This is a genomic window from Streptomyces sp. NPDC004111, from assembly GCF_042874215.1.
Classification (GTDB): domain Bacteria; phylum Actinomycetota; class Actinomycetes; order Streptomycetales; family Streptomycetaceae; genus Streptomyces.
This window is the reverse complement of the sequence record NZ_JBIAMU010000040.1, coordinates 25,551-44,911: the sequence shown is the minus strand read 5'-3', so window position 1 is coordinate 44,911 and position 19,361 is coordinate 25,551. Positions and strand designations below refer to the sequence as shown.

The 19,361-nt window shown below is 72.2% G+C and carries 18 protein-coding genes; 7 read left to right on the top strand and 11 right to left on the bottom strand.

Annotated elements, in window-relative coordinates:
• Nucleotides 1-122: 122 nt before the first annotated feature.
• On the top strand, nucleotides 123-683 hold the full coding sequence (locus tag ACFYVL_RS43480; RefSeq protein WP_389255508.1) for a GNAT family N-acetyltransferase: 561 nt from the start codon (nucleotides 123-125) through the stop codon (nucleotides 681-683).
• A 17-nt stretch (nucleotides 684-700) separates the two neighbouring features.
• Here the strand turns inward: ACFYVL_RS43480 and ACFYVL_RS43475 are convergent, their stop codons facing one another.
• The 9 genes from ACFYVL_RS43475 to ACFYVL_RS43435 form a co-directional block, all read right to left on the bottom strand.
• Nucleotides 701-2,269, bottom strand: coding sequence for an amidohydrolase family protein (locus ACFYVL_RS43475; RefSeq protein ID WP_389255506.1), 1,569 nt, complete (start codon nucleotides 2,267-2,269; stop codon nucleotides 701-703).
• A 135-nt stretch (nucleotides 2,270-2,404) separates the two neighbouring features.
• On the bottom strand, nucleotides 2,405-4,240 hold the full coding sequence (locus ACFYVL_RS43470) for a type VI secretion protein (protein ID WP_389255504.1): 1,836 nt from the start codon (nucleotides 4,238-4,240) through the stop codon (nucleotides 2,405-2,407).
• Nucleotide 4,241: 1 nt separating this feature from the next.
• Nucleotides 4,242-5,675 (bottom strand): ATP-binding protein, encoded by a 1,434-nt coding sequence (locus ACFYVL_RS43465; protein WP_389255502.1) that lies wholly within the window; start codon nucleotides 5,673-5,675, stop codon nucleotides 4,242-4,244.
• 63 nt (nucleotides 5,676-5,738) lie between these two features.
• Nucleotides 5,739-7,289, bottom strand: a complete 1,551-nt coding sequence (locus tag ACFYVL_RS43460; protein ID WP_389255500.1) for an SCO6880 family protein — start codon at nucleotides 7,287-7,289, stop codon at nucleotides 5,739-5,741.
• Complete coding sequence (locus ACFYVL_RS43455) at nucleotides 7,286-8,686, bottom strand: hypothetical protein (protein WP_389255498.1); 1,401 nt, start codon at nucleotides 8,684-8,686, stop codon at nucleotides 7,286-7,288. Before ACFYVL_RS43455 ends, ACFYVL_RS43460 begins: the two co-directional genes overlap by 4 nt.
• Nucleotides 8,676-9,536, bottom strand: coding sequence for a hypothetical protein (locus tag ACFYVL_RS43450; protein WP_389255497.1), 861 nt, complete (start codon nucleotides 9,534-9,536; stop codon nucleotides 8,676-8,678). The genes ACFYVL_RS43455 and ACFYVL_RS43450 overlap by 11 nt, the downstream gene beginning before the upstream one ends.
• 182 nt (nucleotides 9,537-9,718) lie before the next feature.
• Complete coding sequence (locus ACFYVL_RS43445; protein WP_384346002.1) at nucleotides 9,719-10,027, bottom strand: hypothetical protein; 309 nt, start codon at nucleotides 10,025-10,027, stop codon at nucleotides 9,719-9,721.
• A gap of 434 nt (nucleotides 10,028-10,461) precedes the next feature.
• Nucleotides 10,462-10,689 carry a DUF397 domain-containing protein gene (locus ACFYVL_RS43440; protein ID WP_389255495.1) on the bottom strand — a complete coding sequence of 76 codons (228 nt, stop codon included), beginning with the start codon at nucleotides 10,687-10,689 and terminating at the stop codon, nucleotides 10,462-10,464.
• A gap of 198 nt (nucleotides 10,690-10,887) precedes the next feature.
• Entirely contained in the window at nucleotides 10,888-11,304 is a 417-nt protein-coding gene (locus tag ACFYVL_RS43435) for a hypothetical protein (protein WP_389255493.1), read from the bottom strand.
• Nucleotides 11,305-11,428: 124 nt separating this feature from the next.
• Here ACFYVL_RS43435 and ACFYVL_RS43430 point away from each other — a divergent pair, with 124 nt between their 5' ends.
• From ACFYVL_RS43430 to ACFYVL_RS43410, 5 genes are all read left to right on the top strand, one after another.
• Nucleotides 11,429-11,746 carry a hypothetical protein gene (locus ACFYVL_RS43430; RefSeq protein ID WP_389255491.1) on the top strand — a complete coding sequence of 106 codons (318 nt, stop codon included), beginning with the start codon at nucleotides 11,429-11,431 and terminating at the stop codon, nucleotides 11,744-11,746.
• On the top strand, nucleotides 11,743-12,285 hold the full coding sequence (locus ACFYVL_RS43425) for a hypothetical protein (protein WP_389255489.1): 543 nt from the start codon (nucleotides 11,743-11,745) through the stop codon (nucleotides 12,283-12,285). The genes ACFYVL_RS43430 and ACFYVL_RS43425 overlap by 4 nt, the downstream gene beginning before the upstream one ends.
• Nucleotides 12,286-12,388: 103 nt before the next feature.
• Nucleotides 12,389-14,134, top strand: a complete 1,746-nt coding sequence (locus tag ACFYVL_RS43420; RefSeq protein WP_389255487.1) for a serine/threonine-protein kinase — start codon at nucleotides 12,389-12,391, stop codon at nucleotides 14,132-14,134.
• 63 nt (nucleotides 14,135-14,197) lie between these two features.
• Entirely contained in the window at nucleotides 14,198-15,232 is a 1,035-nt protein-coding gene (locus ACFYVL_RS43415) for an NlpC/P60 family protein (protein ID WP_389255485.1), read from the top strand.
• A 327-nt stretch (nucleotides 15,233-15,559) separates the two neighbouring features.
• A complete protein-coding gene (locus ACFYVL_RS43410) occupies nucleotides 15,560-16,300 on the top strand; it encodes a phosphatase PAP2 family protein (RefSeq protein ID WP_389255483.1) in 741 nt (246 codons plus the stop codon).
• 18 nt (nucleotides 16,301-16,318) lie between these two features.
• Here ACFYVL_RS43410 and ACFYVL_RS43405 read toward each other — a convergent pair whose 3' ends face one another.
• Nucleotides 16,319-17,917, bottom strand: coding sequence for an FAD-binding oxidoreductase (locus tag ACFYVL_RS43405; protein WP_389255481.1), 1,599 nt, complete (start codon nucleotides 17,915-17,917; stop codon nucleotides 16,319-16,321).
• A gap of 137 nt (nucleotides 17,918-18,054) precedes the next feature.
• Nucleotides 18,055-18,228, bottom strand: coding sequence for a hypothetical protein (locus tag ACFYVL_RS43400; protein WP_389255479.1), 174 nt, complete (start codon nucleotides 18,226-18,228; stop codon nucleotides 18,055-18,057).
• A 144-nt stretch (nucleotides 18,229-18,372) separates the two neighbouring features.
• Between ACFYVL_RS43400 and ACFYVL_RS43395 the strand changes: the two genes are divergently transcribed.
• Nucleotides 18,373-19,176, top strand: a complete 804-nt coding sequence (locus tag ACFYVL_RS43395; protein WP_389255477.1) for a hypothetical protein — start codon at nucleotides 18,373-18,375, stop codon at nucleotides 19,174-19,176.
• Nucleotides 19,177-19,361: the final 185 nt, after the last annotated feature.

The window sequence follows — 19,361 nt, the reverse complement described above, 5'->3', positions numbered from 1 at the left end:
GGGGGACCCTGTGGGAGAGTAGGACGCCGCCGAACAATCATTGCGAAGAGCCCCGTGCCGGGGATACCGGTACGGGGCTCTTCTGCGTTTACGGGGCGGTTTCCCGTCTATAGCATCGGCACATGGAACACCTCATTCGCCGTGTGCGTGCCGATGAATGGCAGCAGGTCAAGGAGCTTCGGCTGGCCGCCCTTCAGGACCCTGCCGCACCGATCGCCTTTCTGGAGACGTACGAGCAGGCCCTCGACCGGCCGGATCCGTTCTGGCAGGGGCGGGCGGAGGGAGCTGCCGCCGGGGATTCCATCGCGCAGCTCATTGCCGAGGGGCCGGACGGGCGCTGGGACGGGACGGTGACCGTGATGGTCGAGCCGGCCGGTTCCGGCGGGGCTTTCGCGGATGCCGCCGCCGTGGACCAGACCCATGTGGTGGGCGTGTTCGTACGGCCCGAGGCGCGGGGGACCGGGCTGGCGGACGCCTTGTTCACCGCTGCCGTGGAGTGGTCCTTCGAGCTGGCCGAGCCCCGGATCCAGCGGGTCCGGCTGTTCGTGCACGAGCGGAACGCACGCGCCGAGGGCCTCTACCGGAAGGTGGGCTTCGAACGGACCGGGCACACCGTCCCGATGGAAGGGGCCCGGTCCGACGAGAACGAGATCGAGATGGCCGTACCGAGGCCCGCCCGCTGACCCTTCCCCCTCACGCATCAGTGCGGGGCGTTGCAGGCGCAGCCCGGGGTGGTGCGGGCCGCTGCCTGGGCTCCGCCGGCCGGCGGGGTGCTGTTCTCGGCGGCCTTCTGCACGGCCGCCAGCAGACGGGTGCGTTCGTGGGCGTCGATGTAGTGGCCCGCGTTGACGACCGCGTGGATGCGGCGGGTGTGGGCGATGTCGGCGAGCGGGTCCGTGTCGAGGACCAGCAGGTCGGCCGGGCGGTCCTCGGGGAGCCGCAGCAGCTCGGCGGGGGTCGTGGTGGCGGCCTCCAGCACGCTGTGGGCGGGGATGCCCGCCTCGGCGAGGAGGCGGAGCTCGCCGTGCAGAGAGAAGCCGGGGACCGCGTACCCGGTGCCGGTGTCCGTACCGGCGACGAGCCGGACCCCCGCGCGGTGCATCTCGGCGACCAGCCGCAGCCGGTGCTCGTAGATCTCGCGGACCCGGGCGGTGTCCTGCGGGGTGCGGGAGCCGACCAGGGCCTCCCAGGTGCTCGGCCACGACTGGACCTGCCAGGCGGGGAGGTACTTCCACTCCTCGGCCGAGGCGGGCAGCTCGTCGGTGCGTTCCAGGGAGTGGTGGACGGTGAGGGTGGGGACCACGCGGGTGCCGTTCTCGGCGAGCGCGTCGAAGAGCCGGCGGGCGCGGCCCTTGTCGTAACTGCGCATCGCCTCCCACTCCAAGGGGTGCACCTGGCGGAACCAGCTGCGGTAACGGGACATGCTGGAGGGGTCGTTCGGGTCGATGCGGACCTTCGCCAGGCCCTCGCGGATCTCCCGCTCGCGGGAGGAGGTGGCGAGCAGCATCGCGTGCAGGTGCTCGATGGAGCGCTGGCCGGAGGTGGCGGCGCGGGCCATCGGGACGGTGTCGGGGCAGTGGCCGGCGAACGGGATGCGCTGCGCGCGCGACTCGTCGGCGATGGCCGCGTACGCCTGAGGGGAGAGCCGGGAGTAGACCTTCACGAAGTCGGCGCCCTCGCGCTTGACCCGGCGGACGGCGGCGCGGGCGGACTTGGCGTCGGCGACCTCGATGAGGGGGAGGCCGAGGTCGCGGGCCCAGATCGAGGGCGGGCCGTCGATGATCGGGCTGGCGATGACGAAGCGCGGGCCGAGCAGGGTGCCCGCCGCGATCTTCTCCCGCCAGGAGTGCTGGAGGGGCGTGCCCCACATGTCGCGGACCGAGGTCACGCCGGTCAGCGGGAAGAGCGGCGGGTGGATGCCCTCCTGGCCGTCGCTGGTGTGCACGTGGGACTCGATCAGCCCCGGGACGACGTACTTGCCGGTGAGGTCGACGACCCGGGCGCCGCGCGGCGGCCGGAGCTGGGCACTGGGTCCCGAACGGACCAGGCGACCCCCGCGCAGGATCAGTGTGCGGTCTTGCTGCGGGTGCGGGTGGGCGCCGTCCAGGACCGTGGCGTGGGTGAGGGCGAGGGTGTCGGACGGGGCGGCCGGGCGCGGTGCGGTCCGGGCGGCCGTGCCACGGGATTCCGCGGCTGCCGCGCCGGCGGGAACGAGGGCGGTGGCGGTCAGGGCGGCGGTCGTGCCGAGGACTTGGCGTCGGGTGGGCATGGTGGCCTCTTCTGCCGGTGCGGAGTGGATGGTGCTCCCTGAGGGGGCACTGACGACTCTCGCGGGTTCGGAGGCGGGGAACAGTGGGGGTGGGAGGCCGGTTGCCGGTGTACGTGGGTGTACCCCCGGGTACCGTCAACTCCGCTGTGGCCAGCGGGACTTGAACTGTTCCTCGGAACGGAGCAGGGCCAGGGTCGGGAGACCTTGGCCCTGACCGGCCGTGAGGAGCTCCGGGAGCTGGGGAAGTGGAGCCACGGCCGCGACATCGTCCAGGACGAGCGTCATTGGTGGGTCGAGCCGACCGTCGGATGACCGTGCGGCCATGCGGCGGCCGTGCTCGACCACGTATGAGGCGAGGGCGGTGAGCAGAGGCATCGCGCCCGGTCCCGAGGGACGCGTACGAGGGTCCTCGATCGGTTCACCGACCACATAAAGCGTTCCCCCCTCGTCCGCGAATGATTCCAAGGTGAGCGAATCGTTTCGGTTGGGGGTGCAAGATTCGCGGATGTGGATCGAGGAGAGGGCGGAGAATGCCCGCGCGGTCAACTCCTGGGCGATCTCGCGACGTTCGGGGTACGCGGTCAGCGCGGACTCCAGGAGGCCGGCGGCACCGGAGGTGGCCTTGGGGTGGGTGCGCAGGATGCGTACGGCTTCCTGGGTGTGGCTGCCCTGGGTCCAGCGGTGCAGCTGCTTCAGGGGGTTGCTGCCGCTGATCGCCGCCGCGTGCAGATAGCTGCGCAGCAGGGTTTCCGCGGTGTCGGCGATGGCCGCGTCCATCCGGGCCTGCGGGCGTACCGGGGCGAGGAGCGCGGTCGCGCGGGCGGCGGCGGTCAAGGGGCGCTCGCAGCCGGCGAAGGGGGACCAGTGCAGGCGGTCCGGGGTGTCGCAGAGGTGGTTGGGGTCGTAGAGGAGGACGGGGCCGAGCTTGGAGCGGGCGCCGGTGGTCTCCGACCAGAGGGTGGGGTCGGAGGTGAGGACCAGGGCGGCGCCGGGGGCCTCCAGGACGGTCTGGAGGGCGGTTCGGCGGTGGGTGGTGCGGTTGTAGAGGGGCGTGGCGGGAAATTCGGGGTCGGTACGGGGCTGGGGGGCGGGGCCGGGGCCGGGGTGGGACGCGGTGGAGGGGTGGGACGTGGTGGCCGGCTGGGGTTGGGGCTCCGCTTCGGGCATGGCCGGGGGTACGGGGGTGGGGCTGGGCCCGGGTGCGGGGTTCGGCTCCGGAGTCCGGGAGGGCTCGGGGGAGGGAGGGGTGAGTGACTCCGTCGCCTGCGCGGGCGCTTCGTCCGAGGGGGTGCGGGACGGTGGGACGGAGGTTTCGTGCGGGGTGCGGAGGCGGTCCTCGCGGGCCTGGGCGCGGACCAGGCGCCAGCGGGCGAGGGTGCCCAGCACGAAGATCGTGAGAACGATCAGCACCAGGAACTGGCCGATGAACAGGCCCCAGAAGAGGCCGTAGCCCGAGAGTTCGGCGGGGGGTGTGCTGGGCCAGGCGGCGGCCAGGTCGGTGGGGGCGGTGGCCAGTTGGCGCAGGGCGGTGGGGGTGTTCGGGAACGTGACGTCCTTCGGCCACGAGCCGTGGGCGAAGAGGCCGGCGAGGCCGGTGGCGGTCCAGGTGAGGACGGTGAGGCCGAGGAGGAGGGCGAGGAGGCCGACGAGGAGGCTGTCGGGGATGCCGCGTTCGGGGCGGGGGGTGTGGGGGGTGTGGGGGTGGGTGTGACGGTTGTGGGTGGGGCCGTGGCCGGAGCCTTGGCCCGGGGTGTTGCGGAGGGCGGGGGCCAGGGCGGGGGTGTGCGGGGCGTGGGCGGAGCGGGTGTTCGGCTCCGCCGGGGGCCGCCCCCTTGCCCGCCCGTTCCGCCCCCGGGGGGCGGCCCCGCCGCCCAAGGAGGCGGCGGCGGCCCCGCCGCCCAAGGGGACGGCGGCGGGGGTGGGCCAGGTGGGGAGGAGGGGGGGTCTGGGGGGTCGGGGGGTGGGGGGCATTTCAGGCGACCGTGGCGTCGGAGGATTCGACTTCGGCCATTTGGGCCTCGATCAGGGCCGCGCGTTGTTCCGCCTCCCAGTCGGCGGCGCGGGCCTCGTCGTTGAGGAAGCCGTCGTCCGCCGGGGTGCCCGCCGAGGACTCGGTCATGGCGCGGTCGGTGAAGACCAGGGGGCGTTCGGCCTCGGTGATGAGGTGTTTGACGACCTGGACGTTGCCGTTGACGTCCCAGACGGCGATGCCAGGGGTGAGGGTGGGGATGATCTCGACGGCCCAGCGGGGGAGGCCCAGGACCTTGCCGGTCGAGCGGGCCTCGTCGGCCTTCTGGGCGTAGATGGTGCGGGTGGAGGCCATCTTGAGGATGGCCGCGGCCTCGCGGGCCGCCGCGCCGTCGACGACGTCGGAGAGGTGGTGGACGACGGCCACGAAGGACAGGCCGAGGCGGCGGCCGAACTTCAGGAGGCGCTGGAAGAGCTGTGCCACGAACGGGCTGTTGATGATGTGCCAGGCCTCTTCGACGAGGAAGATGCGCTTCACCCGGTCGGGGCGGATCCAGGTGTGCTCCAGCCACACGCCGACGATCGCCATCAGGATCGGCATGGCGATCGAGTTGCGGTCGATGTGCGAGAGGTCGAAGACGATCAGCGGGGCGTCCAGGTCGATGCCGACCGTGGTCGGGCCGTCGAACATGCCGCGGAGGTCGCCGTCGACCAGCCGGTCGAGGACGAGGGCGACGTCCAGACCCCAGGCCCGTACGTCGTCTATGTCGACGTTCATCGCCTCCGCCGACTCCGGTTCGGGGTGGCGGAGCTGCTCGACGATGTCCGTCAGTACGGGCTGGCGGGTGGTGATCGTCGCGTTGACGTACGCGTGCGCGACCTTGAGCGCGAAGCCGGAACGCTCGTCCAGCCCGTGCCCCATGGCGACCTCGATGATCGTACGGAGCAGGGCCAGCTGACCGGTGGTGGTGATCGCCGGGTCGAGGGGGTTGAGCCGGATGCCGCCGTCGAGGGCGGCCATCGGGTCCAGCCGGATGGGAGTTATCCCCAGCTGCTGGGCGATCAGGTTCCACTCGCCGACGCCGTCCTCGCCCTGTGCGTCCAGGACCACGACCTGGCGGTCCTTGAAGCGGAGCTGGCGCAGTACGTAGGTCTTCTCCAGCGCCGACTTGCCGTTGCCGGACTCGCCGAGCACCAGCCAGTGCGGCGCCGGGAGCTGCTGTCCGTACAGCTGGAAGGGGTCGTAGATGTAGCCCTTGCCGCTGTAGACCTCGCGTCCGATGATCACGCCGGAGTCGCCCAGGCCGGGGGCCGCCGTCGGGAGGTAGACCGCCTGCGCCTGACCGGTGGACGTACGGACGGGCAGGCGTGTCGTCTCGACCTTGCCGAAGAGGAAGCTGGTGAAGGCATCCGTGGCTGCGGACAGCGGGTCTCGCATGATCTGTCCTTTCGGGGAGCTGGGCCGGTCAGCGGGTCTGGGCCGGTCGGCGACGGATGCGGGTCAGCGACGGATGCCGGTGGCGAAGGGGAGCGTGTTGACGAACGCGCGATGGTGTTCGCGGTCGCACCACTCCAGCTTCAGGTAGGACTTGCCGGCCGAGGCGCGAATGGTGCGCTTGTCGCGGGCGAGCGCTTCCGGATTGCGGGAGGAGACGGTGATGTAGCCGACGATGTTGACCCCGGCCGCACCGGACGCCAGGTCCTCGCCGCGCTGGTCGAGGCGGCCGTGGGCGGCGATGTCGCGGGGGTCGACCGTGCGGTTCATCTTCGCGGCACGGGAGGCGTCGGCCTCGTCGTTGGTCTTCTCGGTGAGCATCCGCTCGATGGCGACCTCGGTGGGTTCGAGGTCCATGCAGACGGCGACGGTGCGGATCACGTCCGGGGTGTGGACGAGGAGCGGGGCGAGGAAGTTGACGCCGACGGGGGTCATCGGCCACTCCTTCACCCAGGCGGTGGCGTGGCACCACGGTTCGCGGGTCAGCGACTCGCGGGTCTTGGCCTGGAGGTACGTCGGCTCCATCGCGTCCAGCTCGGCGGGCCAGGCGTTGCGCTTGGTCATGGCCTGGATGTGGTCGATGGGGTGGTCCGGGTCGTACATCGAGTGCACCAGGGAGGACAGCCGGCCCTGGCCGAGCGGCTGGCGGACCCGGATGTCGGCCTCGGCGAGCCGGGCGCAGATGTCGGTCAGCTCGCGCGCCATGACGATGGCGAGACCGGCGTCCTTGTCCAGCTTGCGGGTGCCCTTGGGACGGGACGCGCGGGCCATCGCGGCGCCCTCGGCGGCCAGCTCGCGCGTGTAGTGCATGCAGGCGACCAGGTAGGCCCGGTGCTGCTCGCTGGAGGTGGACACCATGGACTGGAGCTGGTCGTACGACTCGGTGAGCCAGCCCGGCGCGCTGTGGTCGCCGCGCTGGGCGACGTCCTTGGCGTGGGCGTCGGGGTCGGCGGGCAGGGTGCGGGCCAGCATCTGGAGGCGGGTGACGAAGCCGTCGCCGTTCGCCACGTGCTTGAGCAGCGTGCCGAAACGGTCCACCAGGGCTTCCTGGTCCTCGCTGTCGCGCAGGCCGACGCCGGGGCCCTCGATCTCGATGGCGGCGGTGACGGTGCGCCGGTCGGCGTGCAGCAGCACGGCGATCTCGTCCGGGCCGAAGGGGGCGGCCAGCCAGTTGATCCGTCCGATGCCGGGCGGCGGGCCGATCTCGACCTCGCGGCCGTCGCCCTTGACGCCCGCCTCCATGCTGCCGGAACGGTACGTCGTGCCCTTGCGGAGGTTCCGCTTGTAGCTCCGGTTGATCTCGAACCACTTGTAGAAGGTGCGGTGCTTGTAGGGCACGTACACCGCCATGAGCGCGATCAGCGGGAAGCCGACGAGCAGCATGATGCGCAGCGAGAGGGTGGGGACGAGGAGCCCGCACATCATGCCGAGGAACGCGCCCGCGATGATCAGTGCGATCTCGCCGGTCTCGCGGTTCTTGCCGACGATCGCGTTCGGCCTGGCCCGGCCGATGAGATAGGTACGGCGGGGCGTGATCGGGTGGGACTGGGTGGTCAACGCCCTCCACCTCCTGTGTTCTTGCGGTGGCCGTGCGGGGAGTTCGAGGTTCCCGTATTGCCGGTGCCGCGGTTGCTGTGGGTGCTGTTGCTACGGGCCGACGGCGCGGCGGACGGGATCGCTCCGCCACCGCCTCCGCTTCCGCCTCCGGACGTGGGGCTGCCGCCGTTGCCGCGGGCGCCGTGGGCGGCCATGCCGTCGCTGGCGTTGGCGGCGGAGGCCTGGCGGGGCGCGGGGGTGCTGCCGCCGCCTCCGCCGCCCCGGCTGCTGTGGGTCTTGATGCCCTGCGAGACGAGGTTGGCGGGGGAGGAGAGGACCGCGGAGGCGCGGGCTCCGTCGGTGACCTGCTTGCGGCTGGCGCTGGCGGCGGCGATGTCGTCGCCGAAGCCGGGCACGAACCTGTAGATCATCGCGGAGGCGAAGATGGCCAGCAGGATGATGGCGAGGCCGGAGACGACGGCGGAGAACGCGTTCGGCCCGTCGCCGCTGGAGAGGGCGCCGGCCAGTCCGAGGACGATCACGATGACCGGTTTGACGAGGATCACCGCGATCATGATCCCGGCCCAGCGGCGGACGTGGCTCCACAGGTTCTTGTCGACCAGACCGGCGTAGACGACGGTGCCGAGCAGGGCGCCGACGTACAACAGGGCCGCGCGGATGACCAGTTCGAGCCAGAGGACGCCGGCGGCGAGGATCGTGACGAGGGCGACGACGATCAGCATGATCGGGCCGCCGCCGATCTGGTCGCGCTTCTGCAGCGCCTCGGCGAACGCCCCGAAGAACACGTCGCTCTGGCCGCCGGACGCGGAGGCGATGACCTTGGTGACGCCGTCGGTGGCCGAGACGATGGTGTACAGGATCAGCGGGGTGAACGCGGACGCCAGCACCGTCAGCCAAAGGAAGCCGATGGCCTCGGAGACGGCGGTGGACAGCGGTACGCCGCGCATGGCCCGCTTGGCGACGGCCAGCAGCCACAGCACGAGGGTGAGCACGGTCGATGCGGCGAACACGACGGCGTACTGCTGGAGGAACTTGGCGTTGGTGAAGTCCACGTTGGCGGTGGAGTTCACGGCCTCACTGAGCTTCCCGACGATCCAGGCGGCGGCGTCAGCACAGCCTTTGGCGAGGGAGGAGAGGGGGTCGAGGGTGGAGTCGGTGGGGGCGGGGGCTACGGAGGAGGGGGAGGTTCCGGCGCTGTTGCCCTTTTCGCAGTACTCCTTGGCGGGGCCGATCAGCAGGTCGCAGGGGTTGTTGCTCGCGCCCGGCGTCGGCGTCGGAGTAGGGGCCGGTGGCGTGGGCGCGGCAGTCGCGCGGGCCGCCAGCACGAAGACCGCCACCTGGACGGCTGCGAAGGTGGCGGCTGCCGGGCCGAGCCGGCGTCGGAGGCTACCGGGCATAAGTGAACCCTCCGTACTCATCGACTGCCTTGCTGATCTCGTCCGAGCTGGAAGCAGTCTCGTCACCGGGTACAGGGGTCGGCCCCTTCTTCTGGGCATCGCCGACGATCTTCCAGTCGTCGCCCACCCACTTCAGGTCGAAGGTCCAGGTGCCCCAGTTGGTCTTCACCGGGTCGATGGACTTCGCGCCGGACATGCCGATCAGGCCCGTGTACCAAACGGAGATCTTGGCGTTGTCGGCGTCGACGGACTCGGTCTTCGCGCCGACCGGCAGGGTGCGGGAGACGAAGGTGCTGCCCGAGGGCGCGTTGCCTTCGGCGTCGAGACCCAGCTTCTGGAGGAACTGGGGGGAGTACGCGGTGTCCTGCGGCCCCTTGAGCTTGGCCGCCGACTCCGGCGTGTACAGGGAGTCGACGATGCGGTGCCTGCTGTCGGCCTTGAACATGTCGACGGAGCCCAGCGCCACCGTGTAGTTCGTGGCGGCGCTCTGTGCGCCCTGGGCGTTGCGGGCGAACCCCGAGGGGATTCCCGTCGCGCCCTTGCCGGTCACCGGCTTCTCCCCGCTCGCCGCCGTCGACCCCGAAGAAGGCGTCCCCTCCTTGCCCTCGCTCCCGCCCTCCGCCGGGCCGCTGCCCGGTCCCCGGTTGGCGAAGGCGATGGCTGCGATCAGGAGTACCACCACGGCCACCGCCGCGATCATCGACCGCGAGGCGCGCGGGCCCTGGCGGGTGCCTCGGGGGCGGGCCGAGCCGTGGTCCTCCGGCATCCGGGTACGCGTCTGGCGGGTGCCGCCCATCGTCGTGTAGGGGTCGTCGGTTCCCCTCCGGTCGTCGTCCTCACCGAGGCTCATGCCGCGTACGCCCCCTCAGCCTTTCGCAGTCCCGTGTCGTAGTCGTACTCGCATTCGTATGCGTAGTACTTAGACGGTAGCGGGGCCGCTCTCCGCGCGGGCGCGGTGTGGTGACTCGTCATCAGGAAACGCAACCTCAGGGGGAGGGCCGGGCACGCCCGGTGAGGACTGGGGAGAGGTGGCTAGACGGCCATTCCGTACACGATGGTGAACAGCGTCCCGAGCGAGCCGATGATGAAGACACCGGTCAGTCCCGCGACGATGAGGCCCTTGCCCTGTTCCGCGCTGAACGTGTCGCGCAGTGCGGTCGCGCCGATCCGCTGCTTGGCCGCACCCCAGATGGCGATGCCGAGGCACAACAGGATGGCCACCGCCATCACGACCTCGATCATGATGCGGGCTTCGCTGCCGAGGCTCCCGAACGGGCCCCAGTTCGGCGCGATTCCGCCGATGATGGTGGTGATGTCGCCCTTTTCGGCTGCCAGGATCATTAAGTCACCGCCCCTGTCGGTTGGTTGGCCTCCCTGCCGGACGGCAGAGAGCATCGCCCTATCTTCGCTGATGAAACCGCCTCGGTATGTCGACTTGGCGGCTATCTTTACCCGACTTCCGCACATGAGTCCGGTCTCACCGCCCTGACCTGCGGTGCGGAGCGGTGGGGGGAGCCCGGAGCGTGCGAAAAGCCGTATGGTCACTCTGTGTATCACGGGGGGTGACTCCGGGCAATGACTGGCGTTAGGCACCCTTGCTCTGTTGGGTGCGGGGGCCGTGTCCGCGTGGACGCGGGCGCGGCGGTGCCCGCCGGGGGCTGCGGTCGCGAAGGCGCACCGCCCGCCGTGCTTCTGCGGGCCCCGGGCGCGGGGACTCTGAGTGACCGTCACCCCGTTCGGCGGAACGGTGCGCGGCCTTCCGGATGGGCCGGCGTTCACTCCTCGGCGAAGTGGTCGAACTCGCCCGCCCGGACGCCGAGCACGAAGGCCTCCCACTTGCGCCTGTTGGTCGTGACGACGGTGTCCGGGTCGCTGGTCTCGCGGAGGTAGACGGGGTCCTCCGGGCCCTCCCCGGGGCCGAAGGCGATCTCGATCCAGGGGCCGGGCCCCTCCTCGTCCTCGGGGGCGGCCCGGGTCCAGTCGAGAGGGGCGGGGGTGTCCATGCCGGGGCTCCTTCGCTGCGGCTGCTCCGCGTCCGTCGTTCGCAGTGACTGCTGTCCACTCCTACGGTGCCGCAACGCGCTACCGGCCCCGCATCCTGTCCCGGAGGGGAACGAGACGCGGGGCCGGTCGGTGCGGTCCCGGCGGCGGACCGCCGCCGCCGGGCCGTAGGGGCCAAGAGGAGCCCGCCGGGTGCTGGATCAGTGGTCGTTCTTGAACTTGTACGCGCGGCACTCCGATTCCTTGCCGCCCTTGTAGCGGCAGAAGAGGAAGCCGATGTTCTTGTTCTCCGGGAGGTCGAGCTTGCCGCCCTCGCGCGCGCGGTGGGTGATGCAGTTGCCCTCGCCGCCGACCCAGGTCTCGTACAGCTTCGGGCCGTACGCGTCGCCGAGCGAGACCCACATCTTCACGGCGTAGCCGTCCGCGTCGATGTCGCAGATCTTGAGGATGTCGCCGTACTCGGTGAACTCCGCCTTGCCGCTGTAGCCGAAGGCGCCCCAGACGTCACCCGTGTTCATGGTGTGGTCGGCCGCCATGGCCGAGCCGCCGAAGCCGAGCGTGAGAGCGAAGGCCGACGCGAGAACGCCGGCCGCCTTGCCTGCCTTGCTGAGTTTCATGGTCGGCGATCCTAGCCACGCGGGATCACGCGCCGATCGCGCTCTTTGGCAGGTTCGGTTCAGGAATGTGGACCTTGCGGTGCCGATGAGATGGTTGTCGTACGCAAGGACGGGAGGAGTACGGGTGAGAGCCAAGGACGTCGACGCGCGGGCCGCCGCGATAGCCGCCGCGCAGCGGGAGGAGCGGCCGGGGTGGGGCATCGTCCTGTTCCTCTTCGGGGTTCCCAGCCTCGTCATCGGGTGGACCGACGGCCCCTGGAACTGGTGGGCCCTGCTGTGGGTGCCGCTGTACCTGGTGGGCATCGGCGCGGCCGTCCACGAGTGGCGGCTGCTGGCGCGGCTGGGCCGGCAGCTGCCGTTCGTGGGATGGGCGGCGCTGGTGACGGCGCACCTCAGCGCGCTGTTCGCGCTGGGGCTGGCGACCGGGGTGCTGACGACGTGACCGGGCGCGCCGCCGGGGCCCGCGCGCTGCTGCTGACCGGGACGGTCGGGGCGGGCAAGACGACGACCGCGGAGGCCGTCGGGGAACTGCTCGCCGGGGCCGGCGTGCCGCACGCGGTGATCGACCTGGACTGGCTGGCCAAGGGCTGGCCCGCGCCCGACGACGACCCCTTCCACCTCGCGCTGCTGCTGCGCAACCTGGCGGCGGTCGCCGCCAACCACCTCGACGCGGGCGCGGTACGACTCGTGCTGGCCGGGGTCGCGGAGAGCGAGGAGGAGCGGAAGCGGTACGAGGAGGCGGTGGGCGTCCCGTTGACGGTGTGCCGCCTGAAGGTCCCGTTGCCGCTGGTACGGGAGCGGCTGGTGCGGCGGCACGAGGGGGACGCCGCGGGGCTGGAGTGGCATCTGCGCCGCTCCAGCGAGCTGGACGGAATCCTCGACGCGGCGGGGGCCGGCGGGTGCACGGTCGAGGTGCGGGACGGCGGTCCCGGGCCGACGGAGCTGGCGGCCGAGGTGGTCGCGGCGGTGGGCTGGGGCTGACCCGGGGCACGCGCGGAGCCCTCCCCGGAAGCCCGCGTCCTGGACCTGAGCGGCCGTCAACTCCCCCTGTGGGAGGGCGGGTACGGCTCGGTACAGTCGGCGGGTGGAATCACTCAGACCCCGCCAGGACCCGGCGTACATCGGCACCTACACCCTGCTCGCGCGCCTCGGTGCCGGGGGCATGGGGCAGGTGTACCTCGGGCGGTCCCAGGGCGGGCGGCTGGTGGCCATCAAGGTGATCCGGGACGAGATCACCGATCACCCGGAGGCGCTGTCGCGGTTCCGGCGCGAGGCGAACACCGTGCGGGCCGTGCGCAGCGCGTACACCGCGAACCTGATGGACGCCTCGCTGGAGGCGGCGCCGTACTGGATCGCCACCGAGTACGTGAGCGGGCCGACCCTGGCCCGTGCCGTGCGGGAGCGCGGCGCCTTCCCGGCCGACACCGCGCGCGGGCTGTGCGCCGCGCTGGCGGAGGGGCTGGCGAGCGTCCACGCGTACGACGTCACGCACCGGGACCTCAAGCCGATGAACGTCATCCTCGCCGCCCAGGGTCCCCAGCTGATCGACTTCGGGATCGCCCGAGGGGTCGGGGACACGGCGCTGACCGTGACCGGCATGGCGCCGGGGACGCCCGGGTTCACCGCGCCCGAGGTGCTGATCCGCAATCAGGTCGGGCCCGAGGCCGATGTCTTCGCGCTGGGGGCGACGGTCGCCTACGCGGCGACGGGCCGGCCGCCGTTCGGCAGCGGGCCGGCGGACGCCGTGTCGTACCGCGCCGTGCACGAGCCGATGGACCTCGACGGCGTCACGGACGGCCCGCTCGCCGAACTGCTGCGGGCGTGCGTGGCGAAGGAGCCGGCGGACCGGCCCACGCCCGAGGAGGTCATCCGGCGGTGCGGGGTGCGGATCGCCCTGGTGGACGACTCCTTCTACGGGGCGCTGGTGGGCGGCCTCGGGGAATCGGTGCCGGACGCGCCGGACGTGCTGCACGAGTTGCCGACGGGCGGGCCGGGGCTGGGTTACGTGCCCACGGTCGGCGGCGCGCACCCCGGGACGACCGCGCCCGGCTCCGGCCGCACCGGCCGCAGGGCCCGCCCGTGGCTGGTGGCCGCCGCGGTCGGAGCGGTGGTCGGGGTGTCGGTGGTGGGGGCGCTGCAACTGCTGCCGCCGGACAAGGAGGGCGGCGGGGGGAGCGGCGCCGAGGGCACGCCGGGTGCCGCGGGCCCGGCAACCGGGCAGCCGGACACGAAGCGGACGGCGGGGGCGCGGACGCCGGGGCCGGGCGGGAAAACGGAGGGTTCGGGACCGGGCAGCGGGGCACAGACCCAGAAGCCGAGCGACCCCCCGAAGAGAGAGGAGCCGGTTGGGCCGCCGCAGTACGTCGAGCAGACCGCCCCCGCCGCCCACTGGTGGAACGGGCTGCGCGACACGTGTGCGCTTCCCCCGGAGGAGCAGGCCCCGCTGGACCTGCAGACCTCCGTACCGCACAACGGCGCGCCCAGTGACATGCCGCCCGGCAAGGTGGAGATCGGCTACCGGCTCAAGTACGCGGTGACGGGCGCGCCGGCGTACTACGTGGCCGTGGCCGTGAAGCCCGTGTCGAAGAACGGGCAGGACAACACCGAGCTCGGTGCGGTGAGCAAAGTGATGAACCTGCACGAGGGCGGCGGCGAGGAGTTCAAGTCCTTCGTCTACCCCGACGACTTCAAGACCAGGAAGGACGGCAAGGAACTGCCCGCCGCGCCGCTCTCCTCGTACACCGGCGAATGGACCGTCAGTTACCTGCACGTCACGGCGCCCAGGCAGTACAAGGTCATCAACTGCGAGGGGTTCATGTACCCCTCCTAAGGTGGTCCGGATGACGCGGCCCGGCGACATGCCTGCGTCGAAACGGACGTACAACCGGACCGGATGGGGGAGGGTTGTCGAGTGCGCAAAGTCTGGGTTGCGAGCGGGATCGGGGTCGGGGTGTTCCTGGCCTTCGTCGCGCTGCTCGTCGTCGGTACGTTCTCGGCCGCGGCCGGGATCGCCGGGCAGGGCGGTGCCGGAGGGCGGGCGGTCGGGCTGGCGAAGGGTGCGGTCCCGGGGCTGTACCAGCCGATCGTGCAGAAGTGGGGCAACCTGTGCCCCGCCATCAACCCGGCGCTGCTCGCCGCGCAGCTGTACCAGGAGAGCGGCTGGAACCCCAAGGCGGTCAGCCCGGCCGACGCGAGGGGCATCGCCCAGTTCATCCCGGGCACCTGGGCCGCGCACGGCGTGGACGGTGACCGCGACGGCGACAAGGACATCTGGGACCCGGCGGACGCCATTCCGTCGGCCGCTTCGTACGACTGCGAATTGGCTGGATACGTCAAGAAGGCGCCGGGCGACCCGACGGACAACATGCTCGCGGCCTACAACGCCGGCGCGTACGCGGTCATCAAGTACGGGGGCGTGCCGCCGTACCCGGAGACCAAGAACTACGTAAAGATCATCCGCTCCCTGGAGCAGAGCTTCGCCCAGCCCGTAGGCCGCGTGGCCCCCTCCAAGCAGGCCGCCGCCGCCATCTACTACGCGCAGAAGAAGCTCGGCACGCCCTACCTCTGGGGCGGCAACGGCACCCCTGACCAGCAAGGACGGTTCGACTGTTCGGGGCTGACGCAGGCCGCCTACCGCACCGTCGACATCGAGCTGCCGCGCGTCGCCAACGACCAGTACAACGCGGGACCGCACCCCTCCCGCGAGGAACTGCTCCCCGGCGACCTCGTCTTCTTCTCCGACGACCTCACCAATTCGCGCAAAATCCGCCACGTCGGCATCTACGTCGGCGGCGGATACATGATCAACGCCCCCTACACCGGAGCCGTCATCCGCTTCGACAAAATCGACACCCCCGACTATTTCGGTGCGACGCGTGTGACGCAGGCGGGAGCGGAGGCATTGCCGACACCCCGGCCGGAAGCCTGACATCGCGCCCCGGATGGCCGGAACTCTCCGTAATGACTCGCCCCTGAGCTGGGACGATGGGTCAAGAGTCGATAACGTCATGGTGATCGTTCGGTGGAGAGTGGAACCCCGGCCGGGCGTGAGGCGTTCCCTGGGCGGGAACATCAGGAAACACGGCAGCACTGACCATGCGCCGGGCACACGGAACACCGAGAAGAACACGCAGCCGCAGACGCAGATGACACGACGAAGAACTGTCACGGGGGTGATGGACCCGCCACGCACACGCCGTGCGTGCGACGGGCGGACGCGCGAGAAGCGACACAGCAAGGGCAAGGGGCCGTGCAGATGGCTGGACTAGCGGTGGAGGCGTCGAACCCCGACGTCAGCCTGCTCTACGACATCAACGGCATCGCAGCCGATGCCCCGGGCTGGGCCGACCGGATCGTCGCGTTCGTCGGCGAGTACGGAATCCTGCTCGGCCTCGTCCTCGTCGGCATCTGGTGCTGGTGGCGCGGCCGTGGCCGGGGCAGCGCCGAGGACTCGGTCGCCTCGGCCGCCGCCCTCGTCTGGGCGCCCCTCGCGGCCGGTATCGCCCTCCTGGTGAACATCCCGATCCGGGGCTTCGTGGAACGCCCGCGCCCCTTCCTCGAACACAAGGGCCTGGAGGTCCTGGCGTCGGGGAAGACCGACTTCTCCTTCGTGAGCGACCACGCGACGCTCGCGATGGCACTCGGCGTCGGCATCTTCATGGCACACCGCAAGCTCGGCCTGGTGGCGCTCGCGCTCGCCGCGGCGGAGGGCTTCTGCCGGGTGTACATGGGGGTGCACTACCCGTCCGACGTGGTGGGCGGGTTCGCCCTCGGCACGGCCGTGACGCTGCTGCTCGCGCCGCTGGCCATGATGGTGCTGACGCCGCTGGTGTCCGCGCTCTCCCGCTGGGCCGCGACCGCTCCGCTGGTACGGAGCCGGCGGGCGCGGGAGGCCGACGCCGAGCGGCGGGCCGCCGCACTGGCCGGACGGGCCAGGGAGGTCGCCCGCGCCCGCCGGGGCGACGACGGCCGCGGCTTCAACGACCTCGCCGCGTAAGGGATGTGACGGCCCGGCTCACAGCGCCTGCGGGAAGTCGAAGACCCGGTCCGGGTCGTACCGGGACTTGAGCGCGGTGAGCCGGGCCGCGGCACTGCCGAAGTAGGCCCGGCGCCAGTCGGTGAGCGTGGGGTCGGTGTAGTTCTGGTACGCGGAACCGGAGGCGTGCCGGCGCATCGCACCGTGGGTCCGGGCCAGCCAGTTCCGCTGCGCGGTGCCGGGCGTCCCCGGCCGCCAGGAGGCCGTGTACTGGGCCAGCATCCGCATGTCCCGGTGGACGAAGGCGGTCGCGCCGGGGGCCACCCGGTTGACGGCACCGCCCAGCGCGGTGAGCGTCACGGTGCCGCCGCCACCGCCCTGCGCCGCGCCGATCCGGGTGAAGTCCTCGACGCCGGAGAGCAGGGTGCGGATGCCCGCGGGGTTCAGCGAGCGGGCGAAGAAGTCGGAGCGGGAGTCGTACGTCTCACGGCCCAGCGCGCCCTCCGGGGTGCGGCCCGGGGTGCGGCCGGGCAGGTGGCACTGCGCTTCGGAGAGGTCGGCGCAGCCCGCGTACAGCAGCATCGACTCCTGGTAGCCGCGCGGGATCAGCGAGACGGAGCGGGGCGGGGCGCCCGCCTTCGCGGCGAGGCGGTCGACGGCGTCGGCGAGGTCGCCCCGGGTGCCGAGGGAGAAGACGGCCAGCGAGACCGTCGGGTCGCCGCCCGCCGCGCCCGCCGAGAAGTGGGCCGACGACCAGATCTCGTCCGGCTGGTCCGGGCCCCACTCCTGCCAGGCGCCGAGCACGGCGGCGGCCTTCGACCAGGGCCAGCCGAGGTAACCGGTGACGGCGCGCGGGGCGGGGTGGGTACGGAATTCGAGCCCGGTGACCACGCCGAACTGGCCGTTGCCCGCGCCCCGCAGGGCCCAGAACAGGTCGGTGTTCCGGCTCGCGTCGCAGCGCAGCGTCCGGCCGTCGGCGGTGACGAGGGTGGCGGCGGTGAGGCTGTCGCAGGTCAGTCCGTACGCCCGGGAGACGACGCCGTGGCCGCCGCCCAGGGTGAGGCCGGAGATGCCGACGGTGGGGCAGGAGCCGGCCGGGACGGTCCGGCCGGCCGCGCCGAGGGACCGGTAGACGTCGATGAGCTTGGCCCCGGCGCCGACGGTGGCGGTCCCGGCGGCCGGGGTCCCGACGGTGGCGAGCGCGGAGACGTCGATCACCAGGCGCCCGGTGCCGGAGGACCAACCGGCGTACGAATGGCCGCCGTTGCGGACGGCGACCGGGGTGCCGGTCGCGCGGGCGTAGCCGAGGACCTCGCGGACGTCGGCCTCGTGGGCGACGTGGGCGAGGGCGGCGGGCCTGAGATGGTCGAAGCGGGTGTTGTAGAGGCGGGCGGCCGAGGCGTAGTCGGCGTCCTCGGGGCGCAGGAGGGTGCCTTCGAGGGTGCGGGCGAGGGCGGCCCAGTCGTGCGGGCGGCGGGTGGCCGGGGGCGACGGCGGCCTCGGTTTCGTGGCCGGCGGTGTCGGCGGCGACGACGCGGGCGGGGCGGCCGGCCGCTCGCTTCGGCAGCCCGTGGCTGTGGCGGCAGCCGTGGCGGCGGTGGCGGTGGCGGTGAGGAGCGTACGGCGGGTCAGTGACATGGGGCCTCCCGGGGAAGGGACGGCCGGGAGGGGGCGGTGGGTTCCGGGGGCCGTGGTGCTGGGTGGCCGGGAAGGGGGTGGTGGGTTCCGGGGCCGTCGTGCTGGGTGGCCGGGAGGTGTTGGCGGGGGAGGGGGGCTCAGGGGTGTTCGCTGTGGTGGGTGGCGTCCTGCCGGGCCTTGTCGCGGCTGCGGCGGGAGGGGCCGCGCCAGCCGCAGGTGCAGTGGGCGTGGGCGAAGGAGCCGCGCTCGGTGGTGGTGGTGCGATGGGAATCGGTGCCTGCCGGCGACGGCGGCGGGTCAATCTGGGACACGCTTCCCACGGTACTGGGGGAGGGAAGGGGGCGCGCCCACTCCGGCCCCGTCGCGCCTCCGCGCTCCTCTCCGGGGCGTGACGGAGGTGTGGGTGGGGTCGTTGTACGGGCGAGCAGGGGGCTCGTACTTCGAAGGCGGTCGGGATGGACAGGGTCAGAGGCGGGGCGGCCGGACTTGCCGCCGTGGTGGGGCTGGTGGGGGCGACCGCCGGGTGCGCGGGGGGCGGTGCCGCCGCCGACGACCGCGGCGGGGACGTCTCGGAGACGGTCAGGAGCGCGGCCGACGCCGTGCTCAGGTCGGGCAGCGCGGGCACGGTGCGCACGGGGATGGAGATGGCGGCCGGGGGCACCCGCGTCACCATCCACGGCCGGGGCACGTACGACTTCCGTGCGGCGCGGGGGCAGTTGAGGCTGTTGCTGCCCACGGGGCCGACGGGCCGGCAGGAGCACCGGCCGATGGTGGAGGTGTTCGCGCCGGGCGCGCTGTTCATGAAGAACCGGGGCGCCGGTGTCCCCGCCGACAAGTGGGTGCGCATCGAGACCGCCGCGCTGAAGGACGGGAACCTGGTGACGGGCGGGGCGACCGACCCGATGGCCGCCGTCGAACTGCTGCGGGGCGCACGGGACGTGCGGTACGTGGGGAAGGAGGGCGGGCTGCGGCACTACCGCGGCGTCGCCGATCTGCCCGGGGCCGCCCGGGTGGCCTCCGCGGAGCAGCGGGGGGCGCTGGGAGCGGCGGCGAAAGGGTTCTCCACGAAGGAGGTGCCGTTCGACGCGTACCTCGACGAGCGGGGCCGGGTGAGCAAGGTGCGTCACCGGTTCGGCTTCATGAACGGGGGCAAGGACGTGGCTGTGGCGTCCACCACTTCGCTGGAGGCGTTCGGCAGGCCGGTGCGGGTCGTGCTGCCGCCCGCCAAGGACATCTACGCGGGCAAGATCCGTCAGTAGCCGGGCGGCCGGCCGGGGAGCGGCGGACCGGTGGCCGGGCGGTGGACGGGTTGTAGTCCCCGGCGTACTCCGGCGCATGGCGAGGGCGGGTGGGGGTGAAATGGTCCGTCCGTGCCATGCGCGGTCCGTGTCCCCGTCCCTACGCTTGGAAGTCGGCCCGCAGCAGAAGCAAGGTCGGGAAGAGG

What these genes read in the sequence shown, in the direction of transcription:
- ACFYVL_RS43480 (WP_389255508.1), top strand. Translation starts at nt 123, where the DNA reads ATGGAACACCTCATTCGCCGTGTGCGTGCCGATGAATGGCAGCAGGTC.
- ACFYVL_RS43475 (WP_389255506.1), bottom strand. Translation starts at nt 2,269, where the DNA reads ATGCCCACCCGACGCCAAGTCCTCGGCACGACCGCCGCCCTGACCGCC.
- ACFYVL_RS43470 (WP_389255504.1), bottom strand. Translation starts at nt 4,240, where the DNA reads ATGCCCCCCACCCCCCGACCCCCCAGACCCCCCCTCCTCCCCACCTGG.
- ACFYVL_RS43465 (WP_389255502.1), bottom strand. Translation starts at nt 5,675, where the DNA reads ATGCGAGACCCGCTGTCCGCAGCCACGGATGCCTTCACCAGCTTCCTC.
- ACFYVL_RS43455 (WP_389255498.1), bottom strand. Translation starts at nt 8,686, where the DNA reads ATGCCCGGTAGCCTCCGACGCCGGCTCGGCCCGGCAGCCGCCACCTTC.
- ACFYVL_RS43450 (WP_389255497.1), bottom strand. Translation starts at nt 9,536, where the DNA reads ATGAGCCTCGGTGAGGACGACGACCGGAGGGGAACCGACGACCCCTAC.
- ACFYVL_RS43445 (WP_384346002.1), bottom strand. Translation starts at nt 10,027, where the DNA reads ATGATCCTGGCAGCCGAAAAGGGCGACATCACCACCATCATCGGCGGA.
- ACFYVL_RS43440 (WP_389255495.1), bottom strand. Translation starts at nt 10,689, where the DNA reads ATGGACACCCCCGCCCCTCTCGACTGGACCCGGGCCGCCCCCGAGGAC.
- ACFYVL_RS43435 (WP_389255493.1), bottom strand. Translation starts at nt 11,304, where the DNA reads ATGAAACTCAGCAAGGCAGGCAAGGCGGCCGGCGTTCTCGCGTCGGCC.
- ACFYVL_RS43415 (WP_389255485.1), top strand. Translation starts at nt 14,198, where the DNA reads ATGGGGGAGGGTTGTCGAGTGCGCAAAGTCTGGGTTGCGAGCGGGATC.
- ACFYVL_RS43410 (WP_389255483.1), top strand. Translation starts at nt 15,560, where the DNA reads ATGGCTGGACTAGCGGTGGAGGCGTCGAACCCCGACGTCAGCCTGCTC.
- ACFYVL_RS43405 (WP_389255481.1), bottom strand. Translation starts at nt 17,917, where the DNA reads ATGTCACTGACCCGCCGTACGCTCCTCACCGCCACCGCCACCGCCGCC.
- ACFYVL_RS43395 (WP_389255477.1), top strand. Translation starts at nt 18,373, where the DNA reads ATGGACAGGGTCAGAGGCGGGGCGGCCGGACTTGCCGCCGTGGTGGGG.